This window comes from Bradyrhizobium oligotrophicum S58, from assembly GCF_000344805.1.
Classification (GTDB): Bacteria; Pseudomonadota; Alphaproteobacteria; order Rhizobiales; family Xanthobacteraceae; genus Bradyrhizobium; species Bradyrhizobium oligotrophicum.
In genome coordinates this window covers 8,118,487-8,135,483 of sequence record NC_020453.1, presented here as the reverse complement: position 1 = coordinate 8,135,483, position 16,997 = coordinate 8,118,487, and the positions used below count along the sequence as shown (strand labels likewise).

Genomic DNA, 16,997 nt, shown 5'->3' with positions numbered 1-16,997 from the left:
CCCCTTTCCGCCGATGCGGACCGTTTCAGCTTGACGCTCGCTCGTTTTGGACTATCGTGTTCATGTAGTCCTGATCTGGACTATATCTATAATTGGACTAAAACGTCTGTCAAGTCCAAAATAAGACAGGAAGCATCTATGGTCACAGCAACACCCGTCCCTCATGGGGGTGCCGGGCAATCCAGGATTCCGGCCGAGCTAGAGACCTTCTTGCGGATCTCCGAACTCTGGCATTTGACGACTGATGAACAGATCGCCCTGCTCGGCTCACCGGGGCGCTCGACGTTTTTCAAATGGAAAAAGGATGGCGGGGGCATCCCTGCGGACACCCGGGAGCGGCTTTCGCACATCCTGGGGATCTGGAAATCGTTGCGGATCCTGTTCACGCAGGACGACCGCGGCGAAGCTTGGATTCGCGCCAAGAATCGTTATTTCGATGGGGCCAGCGCTATGGACGTGATGCTGGAAGGCATGACGGGCATAATCCGCGTGAGGAGATATCTGGATGCCCAACGAGGTGGTTGATAGCGCTCCTATCGTGCCGTGGTCGGGAAACGCTTATCGACTGATCCCGTCAAGGTTTCCGCCAGTCAACGTCTATGACGGCCTCATCGCAAGCGATCGACTCGATGAGATCGTCTCGGTGGAAAATATCACAAACCCGCGTCTGCGGTCGCTTGATCGATTGCAAAGGAATGCAGCCGACGGAGCAAACGCCGATCCGAAGCTGCAGAACTGGAATTTGGCGCCGTTCGCCTACGGCAATCCTGACGGCAGCACGTTTTTTGACGAACAGCGTCCGTGTCTTGAACTTTCCCTGGAGCAGCAGACGGCTTTGGCCGTATCGGTCGCCAAGCGCCAGTCGTTCATGGAAGCCACGAGTGAAGCTCCGATCGGACTCGACATGCGTATGCTCTGTACTCCGATCAATGGAGTATTTTGGGACTTGCGTCAGGTCTCGAGATCCGTGGCGGCGATGGATCAGCTATCTCGTTACGATCTCGGAACGAGAATGCCCGAAAACGCAAATGGCATTCTCTATCGCCCAATCGAGCGTCCTACCGGCGCTTGTGTAGCAATCTTGACGGGAGATGTGCTGCAACGGTCGCAGCAGACGGTGCATTTTCGCTACGTTTGGGACGGAAGTCGCATTTCTGAGCTTTATGCCTTCGACAACCAGGGTAAACGCATCGAGGCCGGCAGGTTGGCCGGCCACGAAGACGTCCTAGAGGCTGCGTAGGCTTTACCGGAGAGCTCCCGCGGACCACTCCTTTAAAAGCACGAAGTCGTGGAAGTCGCAGCCGGGGGCTAAGCAGACGACACTCGGCGATACACGTCCGTCCTCACCCACGGAATGACCGCGTAGCGAGACGCTATGACCGTTCGAGCAAGTGAGCTCCGCCTTGAAGGTCGCACGGGTTCGCGGATGGCAATCCTTCCACATCAGAGATGGTGGTCGATCTTGGCCCGACCAGCGGTTCAGCTGAACGATCGGTCGGTATGTGCCACCTGTCTGAGGCTTGAACTCCGATCCCCTGAAAAAGCGAAAAGCAGCGGTCAAGAGATTTCGGAAGAATGCCATCTGCGCCCCCCGTAGCATGATTGCGGGAGGGCGTTTCCTCCCGAATCTGGAACAACTGAAATAATCTCTCTCTGTCGCTACTTTAGCAGAAAGAGATAGTCGTGCGCTTTCAGCGCTCGATCGGACAATTTCCAGCCATCGCTTATGCAATCAGACGTTAAGGGCGCATAGGATCGAGCGATGCCTCCGGTTATCGCGGACTCGACTCTATGTTCATGCTATGTTCTGTTCTGTTCGTGAGCGTGACCGAGCGCCCCGCCAGCTGGCGCTGACCTTGCCCCCAACTTCGTCCACGACCTGGTTGGCCGGCTCCGCTGCAGCCGGTGCGCGGCGGCCAATCGCCGGCCGGCCGCGACACTGCTACAACTGTCCGTCCGCTCCCGACACGATCTTCATTCGTCGTGAGGCCAGCCGCAAGGTAGATACCTCATCATGTCCGCGCCACCGGATCAGGAGAAGGCGACCCAGCACGCGGACGCGCGGAGACGCCGCCTCTTGTACTCGCTTAACGACCTGCAGCAGGCTCTGAGCGCGTGCGCGTTCCTTTACGAATGCGACGAGGACGCGAGCTACTCCAAAGTCGATCTTCGGCGCTTCCGCTGCTTCGAAACCACTCTCGTCGTTGCCTACACCCGGCCGTTCGCCCAGTCCCGGGGCGGGACCATGCCGCTCACCATGAAGATGGTGGGCCTGAAGCTTTCCGACGAAAAGCGGTCACTGCACGAAAGACTGGTCGAGATGCGCAATACGATCATGGCCCATTCGGACGAGGACATGATGCGAATGACGGTGGAGCCCTTCGACGTGTGGGAAGGGGATAGCGAACCACCTCTGTATATGATCCAGACCGTCTTCGACGAAGGCATCACTCTGACCGGGAAGCTGCTCTTCGACACGAACGAGCTGCTGCTCGAAGTCTATCAGGCAACCGTCCGCACGCTCTTCAAGGATCTGCAAGCGAGGCCGGAATCGTTCGCGCTCAGAATCGATAGCGAGGCGGCGAGAGCGGCACGAAACACGGCTCCCCGGTCCGCCGCAGCGCGTGGCGCTCAGGTCACCACCGGCGATGAATCGGAATAAAGCTGAATGTGCAACCTATACTCGATGACAAAGAACGCCGACGCGATCCGGCGGCTTTTCGGAGTGCCGACGGGCAACGACCGCACCGGCAACTTGCCCTCGCTCCCCGGCCTCTTCCATGACTACTCGGCGCCGATCGTCCGCAACTCGGCCGTCGGCCTTGAGCTCGCGATGGCCCGCTGGGGCATGCTGTCGTCGGCGAAGGCGCTCATGGACGCCACCAAGAGGCGGGCCGAGAAGCTGGAGGCCAAGGGCAAGACCGTCGACTTCAAGGAGCTGCTGCGCTTGGAGCCGGACAGCGGGACCACTAACATCAGGAACGTCACCAGCGCGCAATGGAAGCGCTGGCTGGGTCCCGACCACGGCTGCGTGGTCCCGTTCAAGTCGTTCAGCGAGTTCAACAAGGCCGAAGGCGGCGACGTCTGGTTCGCGCTCGACGAGACCCGGCCGCTCGCGTGCTTCGCCGGCATCTGGACCAACTGGACGTCCGTCAGGAAAGTCAAGAAAGGCGAGACCATCAACGACCTCTACGCTTTCCTCACGACGGAGCCGAACGCCGAGATCGGCGCCATCCACCCGAAGGCGATGCCCGTGATCCTGACCTCGCCAGTAGAGGTCGAGACCTGGATGACGGCGCCCGCGGACGAAGCGCTGAAGTTGCAGCGGCCGCTGCCGGACGGGACGCTGCGGATCGTCGCCCGCGGCGTGAAGGAAGGCCCGACGCCGGCGGCGTAACCGCGCAGCACACGTTGTAGAAAAGGCCTGAAAAACTTTCACGAGCAGACAAGGAGACGAACTTGTTCCAACTCATCGAACTGCCCCGACGGAGCCTCGGGTTACGTGCATCTGTCGACCGCCACGGCATGGCAAGACTGGATCCGGAAATGTCTGCCCGACGGCCTTCATGAGGACGTGCGGCTACGGCTGGTCTCCAACCTCAAGCACGTGCTGGTCGCAATGGAGATGAAGGCCGCGCTGATCGTTCCGCACGCGAAGCGAGGCAGGCTCCTTTTCGAATCCTACTTCCACATGCTCGACTTTGAGTTTTGTGTCGGCACGTTCTCTGTGTGCGAGGGGCTCGGCTCAGCGCTCTGGCTGAGGGAGAAGGGTCTGGACGGATCGAAGGCGGAACGCATCGGCATCGAGGACTGGAAGGTGTCCCTCGAGAGGAAATTCGACCCCGACAAGAAGCTCGGTCTCGCGGCGGACGTCGGCAGCGTGAAGGACGTCAGGGACAAACTGCACCAGGACAAGCTAGGCGCCCGCGAGAATATCGACTGGCACGCGTTCTCATACGACAACGCGTTCGTGCCGGCGGCGCGCGCGATGCGGAGCCTTCTCGCTACGAACGCGGGCGAGGTGCCGAAGACGACGAACCTCACCGCCGAGTAGCGCGAATACCGCGCTAGGGACCCGGACGCAACGAGCCGTGCTCCTTCAGCACCCGCGCTTCCGCTATTTCGTCGAACCGGTCAGCATGCGACGGCTGCAGTTCGAGCGCCTCTGCTTCGTCGCGGGTCGCCCGGCGGCGAGGCCGCGGGTGTCGCCGGGCCCATTGCTCTCGGGATCGTACTATCCTTCAGGCGGTAGTTGTTTTGCGGGGTTTCTGGGGTTTCGTAGCGGCTGGTCAGGAGTCCGTCCCTCTCCTCCACGCTAAAAAAGCCATCCGCAACACACCAACAATCCCTCAGTTCTGATCATCGAGGCGTGCTCCCGAACGACGCTGCTTGACGTCGGTCTCGAGTTCGGCGGTGCGTTTGATCATGCTGATGACGATCGTTTCATGCTCGCGTTTGGTTAATCCGCGGATACCATGTTCTCGTAACTCCTCTTCGAGGAACGCGGCCATGATCGACACGATGCTCATTCGCTCCACTCCTTCACTCGAAACTTGAACGGCAGCAAGGTCTGTACCGCGCGACTATTTCTCTTCCTTGGAGTTCGACCTCAATGAGCATGGTATTGCGGCCACGTCGCACACCGCTTCAATCAAGGAACGAACGGTCCGAGCATTCCAGTCGATCCGGTCAATGGGCGCATCCCAGTGTTCGGAATTGACGTAAGATGCATGACGAGCTTTTACGCCCAGACCGGCTATAGTTCGTGCCGGTGTGGCAATTATGGCCTGCTCTATGGGCGCTAGGCCAGCGAGCAAGGTCTCAATTTGTTCAAGATGGTCTTGTGATGCCGGATCGTCCAAGGCTCGTAACTTGGCAAGAGCCTCTTCGAGCTGCCTGCCCAACACGATCAAGCCGAAATCGTCGTCGGTTGCATTGAACCGTATGTTAGCGAGGTCTGAATTTGAGCGTCTAGAACCGTAGTTAGGATTCTCGCCATCGCAACGGCCGGAGCGAGAACCGACTTTGGTCTGAGACTTGTAAGACGGTCGAGACGAGGGGGTCTTCATTGCTCCGGCATCCTCAATGGACGGCAACATCTGCGCCGGAAATGCGCCGTGGGCCCAGTTCGGATATCTCGCGGCTATCCACATGAGATTTCATTCTCATGCGGGTGGATGATACCCTTAAGAGGTGTATTTATAACCTTATAGTGGCGCTTTTGCTAGGGGTGTCGATGGTGATCTTATGATCACCTCTCGACAAATTCGGGCTGCTAGAGCGTTGCTTGGCTGGTCCCAGCAGCAACTCGCGGACAAGGCGATCGTGTCGCTGAACGCGGTTGCCAGGCTGGAAGGCGGTGTTGTGGATTCTCGGATAAGTACGGTGCAAGCTGTTCAGGACGCTTTGGTCAAAGCCGGCATAGAATTTCTCGATGCCGACCAGAAGGGCGAAGGCGTGAGGCTCAAAAGCCCAAAGGCCTAACTAGCCCTAAATCTATGCGCCCCACCTGTCTTGATCGACGGCGTCAAGACCGAGGTTCGCAACTCAAGCAAATGAATTGGCTTCTAACGACCACACGCACGCGCGAGATGGCGCCTTTCGCGCTGAACGAATTTCTAAAGAGTGGCGGGGAATGTGCTGCTAGCTCATCCCGGCTTCCGAGAGAGCTATTCATTGGGTGGCGCACCCGACACGATTCGAACGTGTGGCCTTCGCCTTCGGAGGGCGACGCTCTATCCAGCTGAGCTACGGGTGCCTGCCTGCTTACGCAGTGCTTACGCGGAAACTTCGTGGCTGTGAAGCGATCCGCGCCGATTTCTCAAGTGTCTGAAAGTAAAGTCTCTTTTCGGTCTGACGCTCCCGCAAAACAGCTTGACATCTGCCTTCGGAGGGCAACGCTCTATCCAGCTGAGCTACGGGTGCGTGCGGAAATCCGTTTAGCCGATTGGCCGGCGGTCGGCAACGGCCTTTGAGCGACCGCAGTCCAAACCTCCGGCCGGCGGCGGCCTGCCTCCGGGAGGCGGGACGATCGGCTGAGGAACCGGTCCGGGCTGCCGGTCAGGCCGGCACGATGGTCTTGCCGATCGGCCACAGCGCCAATCCGGCGAGCTTGAGATGGGCCCAGGCGAAGGGCAGGCCGATGATCGTCACCGCAAGCGCGATCGCGGTCAGCAGGTGCCCGAGCGCCAGCCACCAGCCGGCCAGCACGAACCAGATGACGTTGCCGAGCAGGCCGAGCAAGCCGGTGCCGACATCCTCCATTCCGGTCAGCTCGTCGCGACGGACCGCGCGCGAGCCGAACGGCAGCAGCGTATAGGCGGCGATGTTGAAGGCGGCGCGGGCCCATGGCAGACCGACGATGGTGATGGCCATCACGACCGCGGCGACCAGCCAGCCGAACGCCATGTAGGCGCCCCCGAGCACGATCCAGAGCACGTTGAGGAGCAATGAGACGGGTTGCATGGGCCACCTGCTGGTTTGCGACGCCGTCTATATAGGTCGTTTTCGGGCAGGTCCAAAGGCGGGAGCGGCAGTGCGCCGGTCCTGACACGTGGGGCCCTCTGACGCAGCCGATGCGTGACCCCTGTCACGAACGGCGCGCTGCGGATCCGGCATGGATCTCACGCGGGCCGCACAATGCGGCCGATCAAAAAGGGGACCAGGACCATGTTGCTGTCGCGAAACGCACTCGTCGTGCTCGTCATCGCCGCCGCCGTCACCACGCTGCTCGGGTCGAGCCGGAGAGCCGCGGCGATCGATCTCGGCTTTCTCGACCGGATGAACCCGCGCTACAGGAAGTGCGTCAACGACGTCCAGGCGCAGTTGCTGCCGCAATACAGGAACGATCGCAAGATCCACGATTCGATCGTCACGGCGTGCAACTCCCGCTATCCGGCGTTCGGCAGGTGATAGGCTGGTTCTCGGGCGATGCAGGTGGCCGTCCGGCCTGGATCAGCCGGCGGCCTGCAGATCTTCCGCGGCCGCCTCCGTCGCAAACAGCTTGTGAAGCTCGGCGGCCGGCTTCGGCGCGCTGAACAGATAGCCCTGCATCTCGGTGCAGCCGAGCTCGCGCAGCGCCGACTGCTGCGCCCCGGTTTCGACGCCTTCGGCCGTGGTCGTCATGTTGCTGGCCGCCGCGATGCTCACCACCGCCTGGACGATCGCCGACGAGCTGCCGGCGCTGATATCGCTGACGAAACAGCGGTCGATCTTGATCTTGTCGAACGGAAACCGCTTCAGATAGCTGAGAGAGGAATAGCCGGTGCCGAAATCGTCCAGCGCGATCCGCACGCCCATGTCGTGCAGCTGATGCAGGATGCCGAGCGCGACGTCGTCGTCGCTGATCAGCACCGCCTCGGTGATTTCGACCTCGAGCCGTTCCGGGGGGAGGCCCGCTGCAGCCAGCGCGCCCGCGATCCGCAGTGCCAATGTCGGCGATTTCAGCTGAACCGGGGATACGTTCACGGCGATGCGGATGTTGGAGGGCCAGCTGGCTGCCTCGGCGCAGGCCGTACGCATCACCCAGTCGCCGATCTCGTTGATCAACCCGGTGTCCTCGGCGAGCGGGATGAAGTCGAGCGGCGGCACCATCCCGCGCTCCGGGTGTCGCCAGCGCAACAGCGCCTCGCACCCGGTCATGACGTTGGAGCTGAAGCCGAGCAGCGGCTGGTAGTGCAGCTCGAACTGGCCTTCCGCGATCGCGCGGCGCAGATCCTGCTGCAGTTGCAGCCTTGCCCGCGCGTTCTCGTCCATTGACGGTTCGAAGAAGCGGAAGGTGCGGCGGCCGCCGGCCTTGGCGGCGTACATCGCAAGGTCGGCATGCTTGGTCAGCTGGTCGCGTTCGACGCCGTCCTGCGGCGCCAGCGCGATGCCGATGCTGGCATCGGTCGACAATTGGTGGCCGAGGCAGCGATACGGTTTGCGGATCGTCTCGAGAATCTCCCGCACGGCCACGATCACCTCGTCCTGGTCCGCGACGGTGGTCAGCAGCACTGCGAACTCGTCGCCGCCGAGACGGGCAACCATGTCCTCCGGCCCGAGACAGCTCTCGATCCTGCGCGCGATCGTCTTCAGGAGCTCGTCGCCGACATGATGGCCGAGCGAATCATTGATGCCCTTGAACTCGTCGACATCGATGTAGAGCAGCGCGAAGAAGGTGCCGTGACGCGCGCGCTCCAGCTCTTCATCGATGCGCTCGCGGAACAGCACGCGGTTCGGCAGCTCGGTCAGCGCATCGAAATGGGCGAGATGCGCGATCTTCTCGTCGGCCAGCCGCCGCTCCGTGGTGTCCTCGATCACGTTGATCAGATAGCGCGGCCGGTGCGCCTCGTCGGCGACGGCAATGCGGCGCGAGGTGATGTAGCGCAGGCCAAGCGCGGGCGTCTGCCAGGGATGCTCACCGAGAAACAGTCCCTCGGGTTGTTCCAGCGCGCGGTCGTCGTCCGCGGTCACCTTTTCGGCCGTCGACCTCGGCAGCAGGTCGAATGCCGTCTTGCCGACGATCTCATCGCGCGGCCGGCCGAAGCGCTGCTCGCTGGACTGATTGACCAGCACATAGCGGCGGTCGCGGACGTCCTTGACCATGATGTGCGAGGGAATGTGATCGATGATCTCGCGCAGGAACGCATAGCTGCGGTCGCGCTCCTGCTCGAGCTTGCGGTGCTCGCTGATGTCCTCGATCGTGGTGACCCATCCACCCGACGCCAGCGGCTTGTCGATGACGTTGAAGAAGCGGTTGGAGCTTCCCTCGGCGACCATCTGCGACGGTCCGCCGGATGCGTGCCTGTCGATGACCTCGTTGCAGAACTCCGCTACGTCGCCCTTGAAGGCGCCCTGCGCCTTGCAATGTGCGACGACCTCGCTGAGGTGGACGCCAGGCCTGATCACGTCGGTCGACAGGCCGAGCAGGTCGATGACGCGCTGATTGAACATCACGACGCACGCATTCGCGTCGAACGAGATGAGACCCTGCGTCATGTTGTCGAGCGCAGTCTCGACCCGTTGCTTCTCGGTTTCGAGCTGGCGGCGCGCGACCCGGTTCTGCCGTACGATCTGCCGGATCATCAGGCTGAACATGACGGCGATGACGATAACGGCGAGCATCGCTGCGCCCACCAGCAGCACCATTTGCGAGCGCCAGTCCGCCAGCGCGTCGTCGACCGTCCTGGTCACCGCGGTCACGAGCGGGAAGCGCCCCACCGCGGCGCCGGACGCGATTTTGTCAAGGCCGTCGACGCGGCTCGTGATCTGCGTCGTGCGGACGGCGCCATCGGTCAGGCCGCTCAGCATATCGGAGTTGCCGATCTTGGCTCCCATCATCGACTCGATGTGGGGATAGCGGGCAAGCACGGCGCCGTTGGAATGAAGCAGCGTGATCGATGCACCCTTGCCGAGCGCCATCGCCTCCAGGAATGTCTCGTAAGTGTTCGGATCGACGCGGCGGGATAGCACGCCGAGGAATTCGCCGTTCGCCCCGCTCAGGCGGTGAGCCACGATGGTGACCCAGCCGCCGGTGACGCGGCTGATGACGGGGACGATGACGAAGCTGTCCGGCCGCGATGCCGATTTGAGATCCTTGAAGTAGGAGCGGTCGGTCACGTTGATGGCGGGCAGCGGATCGTTCGACGACCAGTTGACGAAGTTGCCGTCGGCGTCGATGATCGTGAGTTCACCCATGTAGGACAGGCCGTTGACCTGGGACCGAAGCATATCCCGGATGTCCGGCATCGCCATCCGGATACGGAACGCCTCCTGCGAGGAGATCGACTCCGGCTGCATGCGGCGGATCGCCTGGGAGACGGCGGTCTCGGCATCTTCGAACTGCTGCGCGAAATGACGGCTCAGCAGCACCACTGTGTTCTCGAGCTCGCGCTCATTGTTGCCGATCGTGCGCTGCCTGAAGCCGCTGGCCATTACGATCGTGCCGATCACGATGGCGGCGACGAGAAGCGCGCCGCATGCGATCAGCCAAGGCACCGGACCGCGCCAGAGGGACGTGCCAATCCGTTCCGGCTCGATGCCGCCGGCCTCTGACCTGTCTGCTGCGCCCTGCATGCGTTGATCGACCCGGGAAGTAATGACTTGTTGCAAGCAGGCTTGATAACAAGACACTGGTGCCGGAGCGGTTAGGAAAAGCGGTTAGCCGAAGCTTAACGCGCCATGCGATTTGTTGGAAAATGGTAGTTTCTCCATGCGAATACCGCGCCGCCTCTGTCCCTCACGCCGCGGCGACGCAGATTCTTAAGGGTACTTGCAGCTCAGCGTGCGGCGCCCGGCTTGTTGCGGAGGCGGCCGACGACGCCCGTGGGGAAGAAATAGACGCTGGCGATGAACAGCAGGCCGAGCCACAGCAGCCAGCGGTCGGGGTGCAGCAGGCCAGGCAGCAGCGGCAATCCGGCGTCGGCCGCGGCGCTCGATGCGATGCTCATCAGCGCCTGCAGATAGTTCTGCGCCAGGATGAAGATCGCCGCTCCGATGATCGCGCCGTAGATGGTGCCCATGCCGCCGATCACGACCATCAGCAGGATGTCCAGCATGATGGAAAACGCGAGCGACGTGTCGGGTCCGGCGTAGCGCAGCCATAGCGCGTTCAACATGCCGGCGCAGGCGGCGATCACCGCGGCGATGCAATTGGCGTAAGTGAGATGGAAAACGGTGCGGTAGCCGAGCGCCTCCGCGCGGAAGCGGTTCTCGCGGATCGCCTGCAGCACGCGGCCGAACGGCGAGTTCACCACGCGCAGCAGCGCCAGGATCATCAGCGCGCAGGCCGTCAGCACCAGGTAGTAGGTCAGGATGCGGCCATTGATCGGGAAGCCGAACCACTCCTTGCCGATGAAGACGGTGCCGGGGCGCAGCAGCTCGGGCAGCTGGAAGCTGCGACCATCCTCGCCGCCCGTCAGCCATGAGAGTTGTGAGGCCAGCACCAGGAAGGCGGAGGCGACCGCGAGCGTGATCATCGCGAAGAAGATCGCCTCGACGCGCAGCGAGAACAGGCCGATTGCGAGCGCCAGCAGCAGTGCCAGTGGCAGCCCGGCGGCGACGGCAACCGCCACCGCGGTCCAGTTCGGGCCGAGGCCGTACAGCGCGATCGCGATCGCATAGGAGCCGATGCCGTAGAACATCGTATGCGCGAACGACACCGAGCCGGTATAGCCGAGCAAGAGATCGTAAGACGCGACCAGCGCCGCGAAGATGCAGATCTTGGCGGCGACGTTGAGCGCCTTGGCGCCGGGGAAGATGAAGGGCGTGGCCAGCAGCGCCAGGATGATGACGGCGAGCAGTATGGACAGCGCGCGGCTGCGGGGCGGATCGCCGGACAGGATCATCATCGGCTGGTCACCGCATAGAGGCCGCGCGGCCGCCACATCAGCACGGCGACCATCAGCAGGATGTTGGAGACGAGGGCGAGCTTCGGAACCAGGAAGCCGCCATAGTTGGCGACCATGGCGACCAGGATCGCGCCGATGAAGCAGCCGGTGATCGAGCCCAGCCCGCCGATGATCACGACGATAAAGACGAGCACGGTCAGCTCGTCGCCAAGCGAGGCGTGAACCTGCTCGCGATAGAGACCCCACATCACGCCGCCGAGACCGGCGAGCGCCGAGCCCGTCATGAACACGCCGAGGAACAGGCGGCGGATGCGATAGCCGAGCGCCTCGACCATCTCGCGATTTTCGACGCCGGCGCGGATCAGCAGCCCGATCTTGGTCCGGTTCAGCACCAGCTCGATCGCGATGAAGATCGCGAAGCCGACCAGCATCGCCAGCAGCCGGTATTTCGACATCGCAATGTCGCCGAGGATGAAGGAGCCACGAAGCGCTGACGGCAGCGGCAGCGGGATGATCTGCGGGCCGAATAGCGCATACAGCGTCTGCTCGGCGACGATGAGGCCGCCGGTGGTCATCAGGATCTGCTTGAGATGCTGGCCATAGACCGGCAGCACCAGCACGCGCTCGACGACCAGGCCGAGCGCACCGGTCACGCCCATCGACAAGATCGCGGCCGGAACGAGCACGGCGAGGTTGGTCAGCAGCGAATCCGCCTGCGCCCAGCTCGCCAGCGGCAGCAGCACCAGGGTTCCGACATAGGCGCCGACGGCGATGAAGGCGCCGTGGCCGAAATTCAGCACATCCATCAGCCCGAACACCAGGGTCAGGCCGGAGGCCATGATGAAGATCATCATGCCCATCGCAAGGCTCGCGACCGTCAGCGTGACCCAGGAGCTCGCCGATCCTACCAGCGGGATCATCACAATGGCCAGCACGATCGGCAGCAGCAGCGGCGCGATGTCGCGTTTAGGCTTCGGCAGCGCGTCGGTGACGGCAAGCTCGCTCATTGGTGTGCCTCCAGGCTGAGGCCGAGCAGCCGTTCCTGCAGCGGCACGTCGGCGGCAAGTGCCGCCATTTCGCCGCGATGGACGATGCTGCCATTATCCATCACCAGCACCTGGTCGCCGAGCTCACGTGCGGCATGGGAATTCTGCTCGACCAGCAGGATGGTGGCGCCACGACGCTTGATCTCCTTGAGACACTCGATCAGCGACATGACGATCGCCGGCGCCAGCCCCTTGGTCGGCTCGTCGATCAAGAGCAGCTTGCGCGGCTCGACGATCGCGCGCGCGATCGACAGCATCTGCTTCTGGCCGCCGGACAGGCTGCCGGCGCGCGACAGCCAGAATTTCTTCAAGGCCGGGAAGAAGCCGAAGATCCAGGCGAGCTGGGCATCGTCGAGCGGGCCGTTGCGCGCCGCCAGCACCAGGTTCTCCTTGACCGTGAGGTCGGAGAACACCGCCATGCTTTCGGGCACGTAGCCGACGCCGCGCTGCGCGATGTCGGGCGTCGCGAGCTTCTCGATCGGCTCGCCTGCGAGCGCGATGGTTCCGTTCTTGGCCTGCCACAACCCCATGATCGTGCGCAGCGTCGTGGTCTTGCCCGCGCCGTTGCGCCCGAGCAGCATCGTGGTCTGCCCCTCCGGCACCTCGAAATCGACGCCCTGCAGGATGTGATAGCGGCCGATATAGGTCTCGACGCCCGTGAGCTTCAGCAGCGCGCTCATGCGGCGCTCCGTGTGGAGACGCCGAGATAGGCTTCCTGCACGATCGGCGAGGCGATGACCTCGGCCGGCTTGCCGTCGGCAACCAGCTGTCCATTATGCAGCACGATGATGCGGTCGGCGAGCGAGCGCACGACGTCCATCTTGTGCTCGACGAGCAGGATGATCCGGCTCTTGTCCTGCTTGAGCTTGCCGATCAGGTCGAGCACGACCGGCACCTCGTCGATGCTCATGCCGGCGGTCGGCTCGTCGAACATGAAGACTTTCGGCTCCAGCGCCATCATCAGCGCGACCTCGAGCTTGCGCTGGTCGCCGTGCGACAGCGTCGTCGCAGTGATATTGCGGCGGCTGCCGAGGGCGACCTGATCGAGGATTGCATCGGCGCGCGCAATCAGATCACGCCGGGCCATCCAGGGACGCAGGAGATCGTAATGCACTCCACTCTGCGCTTGGACCGCCAAGCGCACGTTCTCTTCGACGCTCAGATTGGGAAACAGATTGGTGAGCTGGAAGGCGCGGCCGAGGCCGGCGCGGGTGCGCAGCGGCGCTGAGAGACTGGTGATGTCACGGCCGTCGAACAGGATGGAGCCGGACGACGCGCGCAACTGGCCGGAGATCAGGTTGAAATAGGTGGTCTTGCCGGCGCCGTTGGGGCCGACGATCGCGGTCAGCTCGCCCGGCCGGAAGCTGCAGCTGACGCAGTTGACCGCGACATGGCCGCCGAAGCGGATGGTAAGGTCGCGTGTTTCGAGGGTGAGGGCCATGTCGCCAGCCGTATGACTTCCAAAGTGGACGTGCCCGGCGCGAGGGCCGGGCACGGAATTCAGCATCTCAGCGCTTGTTGCGGATCGGGATCGCCATCTCGTCGATCTTGATCTCGCGCACCGGCTCGTTGACGGCCCAGGCGAGGTTCGGATCGACCTTGACGCGGAAGTGATACATGCTTTGCAGCGCTTGGTGATCCTCTTTGCGGAAGATCATCTTGCCCTTCGGCGTGTCGAACTCCATGCCCTCCATCGCCGCGATCAGCTTCTCGCTGTCGGTCGATTTCGCCTTGGTCACGGCGGTCACGACGGCCATCGCCGCGGAGAAGCCTCCAGCGGTGAAGAAATCCGGCGGCGCGTTGAAGCGCTTCTGGTGCTCGGCCACCAGCCAATCGTTCACGGGGTTCTTGGGAATGTCATAATAATAGTAGGTGGCGCCTTCCATGCCCGGCAGCCGCTTGTAGGCGGCGAGCGCGGGCAGGATGTTGCCGCCGGTCGACAGCTCAATGCCGTAGCGCTTCGGATCCATGTCCTGCAGCTTGGTGAGCGGATCGCCGGCGCCGGCCCAGATCACCCAGATGATCTTCTTGCCGGGCTTGTCCTTCAGCGCGTCGAACAGGCGCTGGCCGACGGCGGTGAAGTCGGTGGTGCTGGTGGGCACGTATTCCTCGGCGCCCAAGGTGGCACCCGTCTTGGCCAGCGCCTCCTTGAAGGCGGCGACGCCGTCGCGGCCGAAGGCGTAGTCCTGGGCCAGCGTGGCGACGGTGACGCCGGGCTTGCCGATCGCGACCGCGTTGGAGATCGCATCCTGCGACGAATTGCGCCCGGTGCGGAAGATGTAGCGGTTCCACTTCTCGCCGGTGATCTGGTCGGCGACCGCCGGCTCGACGATCAGGATCTTCTTGTTCTCCTCGGCGACCGGCAGGTCGGCGAGCGCAGCGGCCGACGAGGTCGTGCCGATCGCGATGTCGGCGCCGTCATCCTGGTAGGCCTCGGAGAGCGCGGCCTTCGACAGATCGGGCTTGCCCTGGTCGTCCTTGGTGATGATGACGATCTTGCGACCGTCGATCATGTTGGTGCCCTTGGTGGCATATTCGAAGCCGAGCCGAAGGCCCGCTTCGGTCTGCTTGGCATAGGCCTCGAGCGGGCCGGTCTTGCCGTAGATGAGAGCGATTTTCAGATCGTCGGCCTGGGCGGCGGTGGCCAGCAGGGCTGCAGTCAGAGATGAAATAATACCTTTGAATATATGTATCGTTCGCACGAGCCTTCCTCCCAGCTACCGGCGGCTGTTGTCTGCAACTGATAGTGTGCAGGCTCGGGCCGGGTCAAGGCGCTTTCGGCGGCAGTCGGGAAACGCTCATACTTTGTGCGGACCCGCGCTCTGAGCAAATGTCAGCGCCGATAGCGGCTGCTGCGCGCGTAAGCCTGGCGGTTTTCCTGCACAGCGCGACTGGCGAGACTCATGCGCGCTTCGCTTGCAAGCGGGGTCGCGGGCTTCAGCTCCTCCAGGAAGATCGGGCGCGAAAAGTAGTAGCCCTGCGCATAGCGGATCTTGGTCGCGGCCTGCAGATAGGCGAGCTCCTCGAAGGACTCGATGCCCTCCGCGATCACGGTCATGCCGAGGGCTTCGCTCAAGGATTCGATCGCGCGCAGGATGCCCTGGCTGCGCGGCCGCTTATGAATGTCGGTAATGAAGGAGCGATCGATCTTGATCTCGTCGGCGGTGATGTCGGCGAGCGCGGACAGTGACGAATAGCCGATGCCGAAATCGTCGATCGAGATGCCGACGCCGATCGCTCGCAGCAGCGGCACGATCTCGTCCTGGAAGTGGCTGCGGGTCACGAACGCATCCTCGGTGACCTCGATCATGAACCGCTTCGGGAATCCGGTCGCCTCGATCGCCCGCGCGAACGGCTGCATGAAATCCGGGTTCGATGCCTGCTTCGCCGCGACGTTGATGCTGATTGTCGCGTCGGGCCCGAAGGTGTCGTTGATCAGGTCGATCGACTTGACGATCTCGTCCAGCACCAGATGCGCCAGTTCGTCGATCAGACCGAGCTCGACCGCGAGATTGATGAAGGAGCCGGGGGCCTGGATCACGCCCTCATTGTCGCGCAGCCGCACCAGCGCCTCGATGCCCTTGATCTCCTCGGTGCGAATGTCGACCTTCGCCTGGAAGGCGCAGCAGAAGCGCTTTTCGAGAATCGCGAGCCGCAGCGACTGCTCGACCTTCATGCGCGCCAGCGCCTCGTGCTCCATCGCGCTCGAGAAGAAGGCCAGCGCGCCCTTGCCGCTGTTCTTGACGCGATACATCGCGAGATCGGCGTTCTGGCGCAGCACGTCGTAGCTCGCGCCATGCTCGGGAAACAGGCTGACGCCGACGGAGGCGGAGGCGAACACCTCGGCGCCATCGATGAAGAACGGCGCGCCCAGACGGTCGAGCAGGGCCTGCAGGAATTCGGCGATTTCCTCGGGACGCTCGATCGGATGCAGCAGCAGCAGGAACTCATCGCCGCTGATGCGCGACAGCAGGTCCGACTCGCGCAGGTCGCGGCTGATGCGCTTGGCAAGCTCGACCAGCAGCGTGTCGCCGACGGCGTGGCCGTAATAGTCGTTGATGTATTTGAAATTGTCGAGATCGAGAAAGGCGAGTGCGAAGCGCCCGTCGACGCGGCCGCGCCGGACCAGATGGTCGGCGCGATGCTCGACCACGCGGCGCATCGGCAGCCCGGTCAGCTCGTCATAATAGGCGGCGCGGAACAACTGGTCCTCGAATTCCTTCTGCTCGCTGATATCGGCCGAGCTCGAGATCAGGACCCGCTGGTCGCCGATGCGGGCCGGCCGATGCGCGGTCAGCAAGGTCTGCGGCCCGCGCTCGCCGACGACTTTTTCCTCGGCGATCACGGTTCGCTCCCGGCCGAGGATCTCGCGGCAGGCCGCCCGCCTGCCGTCGAGGTGCGGCGTCGACACGCTGTCGACGCAGTTGGCGGCGGCGCCGAGCTGAACGGCGGCGGTGTCGTTGACCAGGATAAAGCGACCATGCTCGTCCTGAACCGTGACGCCCGCCGGCAGCTGGCTGACGACGCTGCGCAGGAAGCGCAGCTCGGCCTCGGCCGTGCCCAGCCCCTCGGGTGCCTCGGAGGAAAAGTTGAATCGGTCGCTGCTGTACATGCCACCGAT

At 63.0% G+C, this 16,997-nt stretch carries 16 protein-coding genes and 1 tRNA gene; 7 read left to right on the top strand and 10 right to left on the bottom strand.

Annotated elements, in window-relative coordinates; translation table 11 throughout:
- Positions 1-138 precede the first annotated feature (138 nt).
- The 5 genes from S58_RS35160 (at position 139) to S58_RS35140 (ending at position 4,054) form a co-directional block, all read left to right on the top strand.
- Complete coding sequence (locus tag S58_RS35160) at positions 139-525, top strand: MbcA/ParS/Xre antitoxin family protein (protein ID WP_015670211.1); 387 nt, start codon at positions 139-141, stop codon at positions 523-525.
- Positions 506-1,240, top strand: a complete 735-nt coding sequence (locus S58_RS35155) for an RES family NAD+ phosphorylase (protein ID WP_015670210.1) — start codon at positions 506-508, stop codon at positions 1,238-1,240. Before S58_RS35160 ends, S58_RS35155 begins: the two co-directional genes overlap by 20 nt.
- Before the next feature lie 774 nt (positions 1,241-2,014).
- Positions 2,015-2,662, top strand: a complete 648-nt coding sequence (locus S58_RS35915) for a hypothetical protein (RefSeq protein WP_015670209.1) — start codon at positions 2,015-2,017, stop codon at positions 2,660-2,662.
- Positions 2,663-2,668: 6 nt separating this feature from the next.
- On the top strand, positions 2,669-3,397 hold the full coding sequence (locus S58_RS35145) for an SOS response-associated peptidase family protein (RefSeq protein WP_015670208.1): 729 nt from the start codon (positions 2,669-2,671) through the stop codon (positions 3,395-3,397).
- A 105-nt stretch (positions 3,398-3,502) separates the two neighbouring features.
- A complete protein-coding gene (locus S58_RS35140; protein ID WP_015670207.1) occupies positions 3,503-4,054 on the top strand; it encodes a hypothetical protein in 552 nt (183 codons plus the stop codon).
- Between the two features lie 295 nt (positions 4,055-4,349).
- On the opposite strand, the gene S58_RS35135 is transcribed toward S58_RS35140, so the two are convergent.
- A complete protein-coding gene (locus S58_RS35135) occupies positions 4,350-4,529 on the bottom strand; it encodes a hypothetical protein (RefSeq protein WP_015670206.1) in 180 nt (59 codons plus the stop codon).
- Between the two features lie 718 nt (positions 4,530-5,247).
- On the opposite strand from S58_RS35135, the gene S58_RS35130 reads away from it, so the two are divergent.
- Positions 5,248-5,484, top strand: coding sequence for a helix-turn-helix domain-containing protein (locus S58_RS35130; protein ID WP_015670204.1), 237 nt, complete (start codon positions 5,248-5,250; stop codon positions 5,482-5,484).
- A 197-nt stretch (positions 5,485-5,681) separates the two neighbouring features.
- Here S58_RS35130 and S58_RS35125 read toward each other — a convergent pair.
- Together S58_RS35125 and S58_RS35120 are read right to left on the bottom strand one after the other, a co-directional pair.
- Positions 5,682-5,758, bottom strand: a tRNA-Arg gene (locus tag S58_RS35125).
- A gap of 302 nt (positions 5,759-6,060) precedes the next feature.
- On the bottom strand, positions 6,061-6,465 hold the full coding sequence (locus S58_RS35120) for a YccF domain-containing protein (protein WP_015670203.1): 405 nt from the start codon (positions 6,463-6,465) through the stop codon (positions 6,061-6,063).
- A 204-nt stretch (positions 6,466-6,669) separates the two neighbouring features.
- Between S58_RS35120 and S58_RS35115 the strand changes: the two genes are divergently transcribed.
- Positions 6,670-6,912: a hypothetical protein gene (locus S58_RS35115; RefSeq protein ID WP_015670202.1), complete on the top strand. Its 243-nt coding sequence runs from the start codon at positions 6,670-6,672 to the stop codon at positions 6,910-6,912.
- 42 nt (positions 6,913-6,954) lie between these two features.
- On the opposite strand, the gene S58_RS35110 is transcribed toward S58_RS35115, so the two are convergent.
- The 7 genes from S58_RS35110 to S58_RS35080 form a co-directional block, all read right to left on the bottom strand.
- Positions 6,955-10,056, bottom strand: a complete 3,102-nt coding sequence (locus S58_RS35110; RefSeq protein ID WP_015670201.1) for an EAL domain-containing protein — start codon at positions 10,054-10,056, stop codon at positions 6,955-6,957.
- 203 nt (positions 10,057-10,259) lie between these two features.
- The gene (locus S58_RS35105; RefSeq protein ID WP_015670200.1) at positions 10,260-11,330 is read right to left on the bottom strand and encodes a branched-chain amino acid ABC transporter permease; all 1,071 of its coding nucleotides are present in this window, start codon (positions 11,328-11,330) and stop codon (positions 10,260-10,262) included.
- Positions 11,327-12,337: a branched-chain amino acid ABC transporter permease gene (locus S58_RS35100; protein ID WP_015670199.1), complete on the bottom strand. Its 1,011-nt coding sequence runs from the start codon at positions 12,335-12,337 to the stop codon at positions 11,327-11,329. The genes S58_RS35105 and S58_RS35100 overlap by 4 nt, the downstream gene beginning before the upstream one ends.
- Positions 12,334-13,056 carry an ABC transporter ATP-binding protein gene (locus S58_RS35095; protein ID WP_015670198.1) on the bottom strand — a complete coding sequence of 241 codons (723 nt, stop codon included), beginning with the start codon at positions 13,054-13,056 and terminating at the stop codon, positions 12,334-12,336. The genes S58_RS35100 and S58_RS35095 overlap by 4 nt, the downstream gene beginning before the upstream one ends.
- Positions 13,053-13,817 carry an ABC transporter ATP-binding protein gene (locus S58_RS35090; RefSeq protein WP_042340438.1) on the bottom strand — a complete coding sequence of 255 codons (765 nt, stop codon included), beginning with the start codon at positions 13,815-13,817 and terminating at the stop codon, positions 13,053-13,055. The genes S58_RS35095 and S58_RS35090 overlap by 4 nt, the downstream gene beginning before the upstream one ends.
- Before the next feature lie 67 nt (positions 13,818-13,884).
- Positions 13,885-15,078 carry a substrate-binding domain-containing protein gene (locus tag S58_RS35085; RefSeq protein ID WP_015670196.1) on the bottom strand — a complete coding sequence of 398 codons (1,194 nt, stop codon included), beginning with the start codon at positions 15,076-15,078 and terminating at the stop codon, positions 13,885-13,887.
- Positions 15,079-15,209: 131 nt separating this feature from the next.
- Complete coding sequence (locus S58_RS35080; RefSeq protein WP_015670195.1) at positions 15,210-16,988, bottom strand: putative bifunctional diguanylate cyclase/phosphodiesterase; 1,779 nt, start codon at positions 16,986-16,988, stop codon at positions 15,210-15,212.
- Positions 16,989-16,997 lie beyond the last annotated feature (9 nt).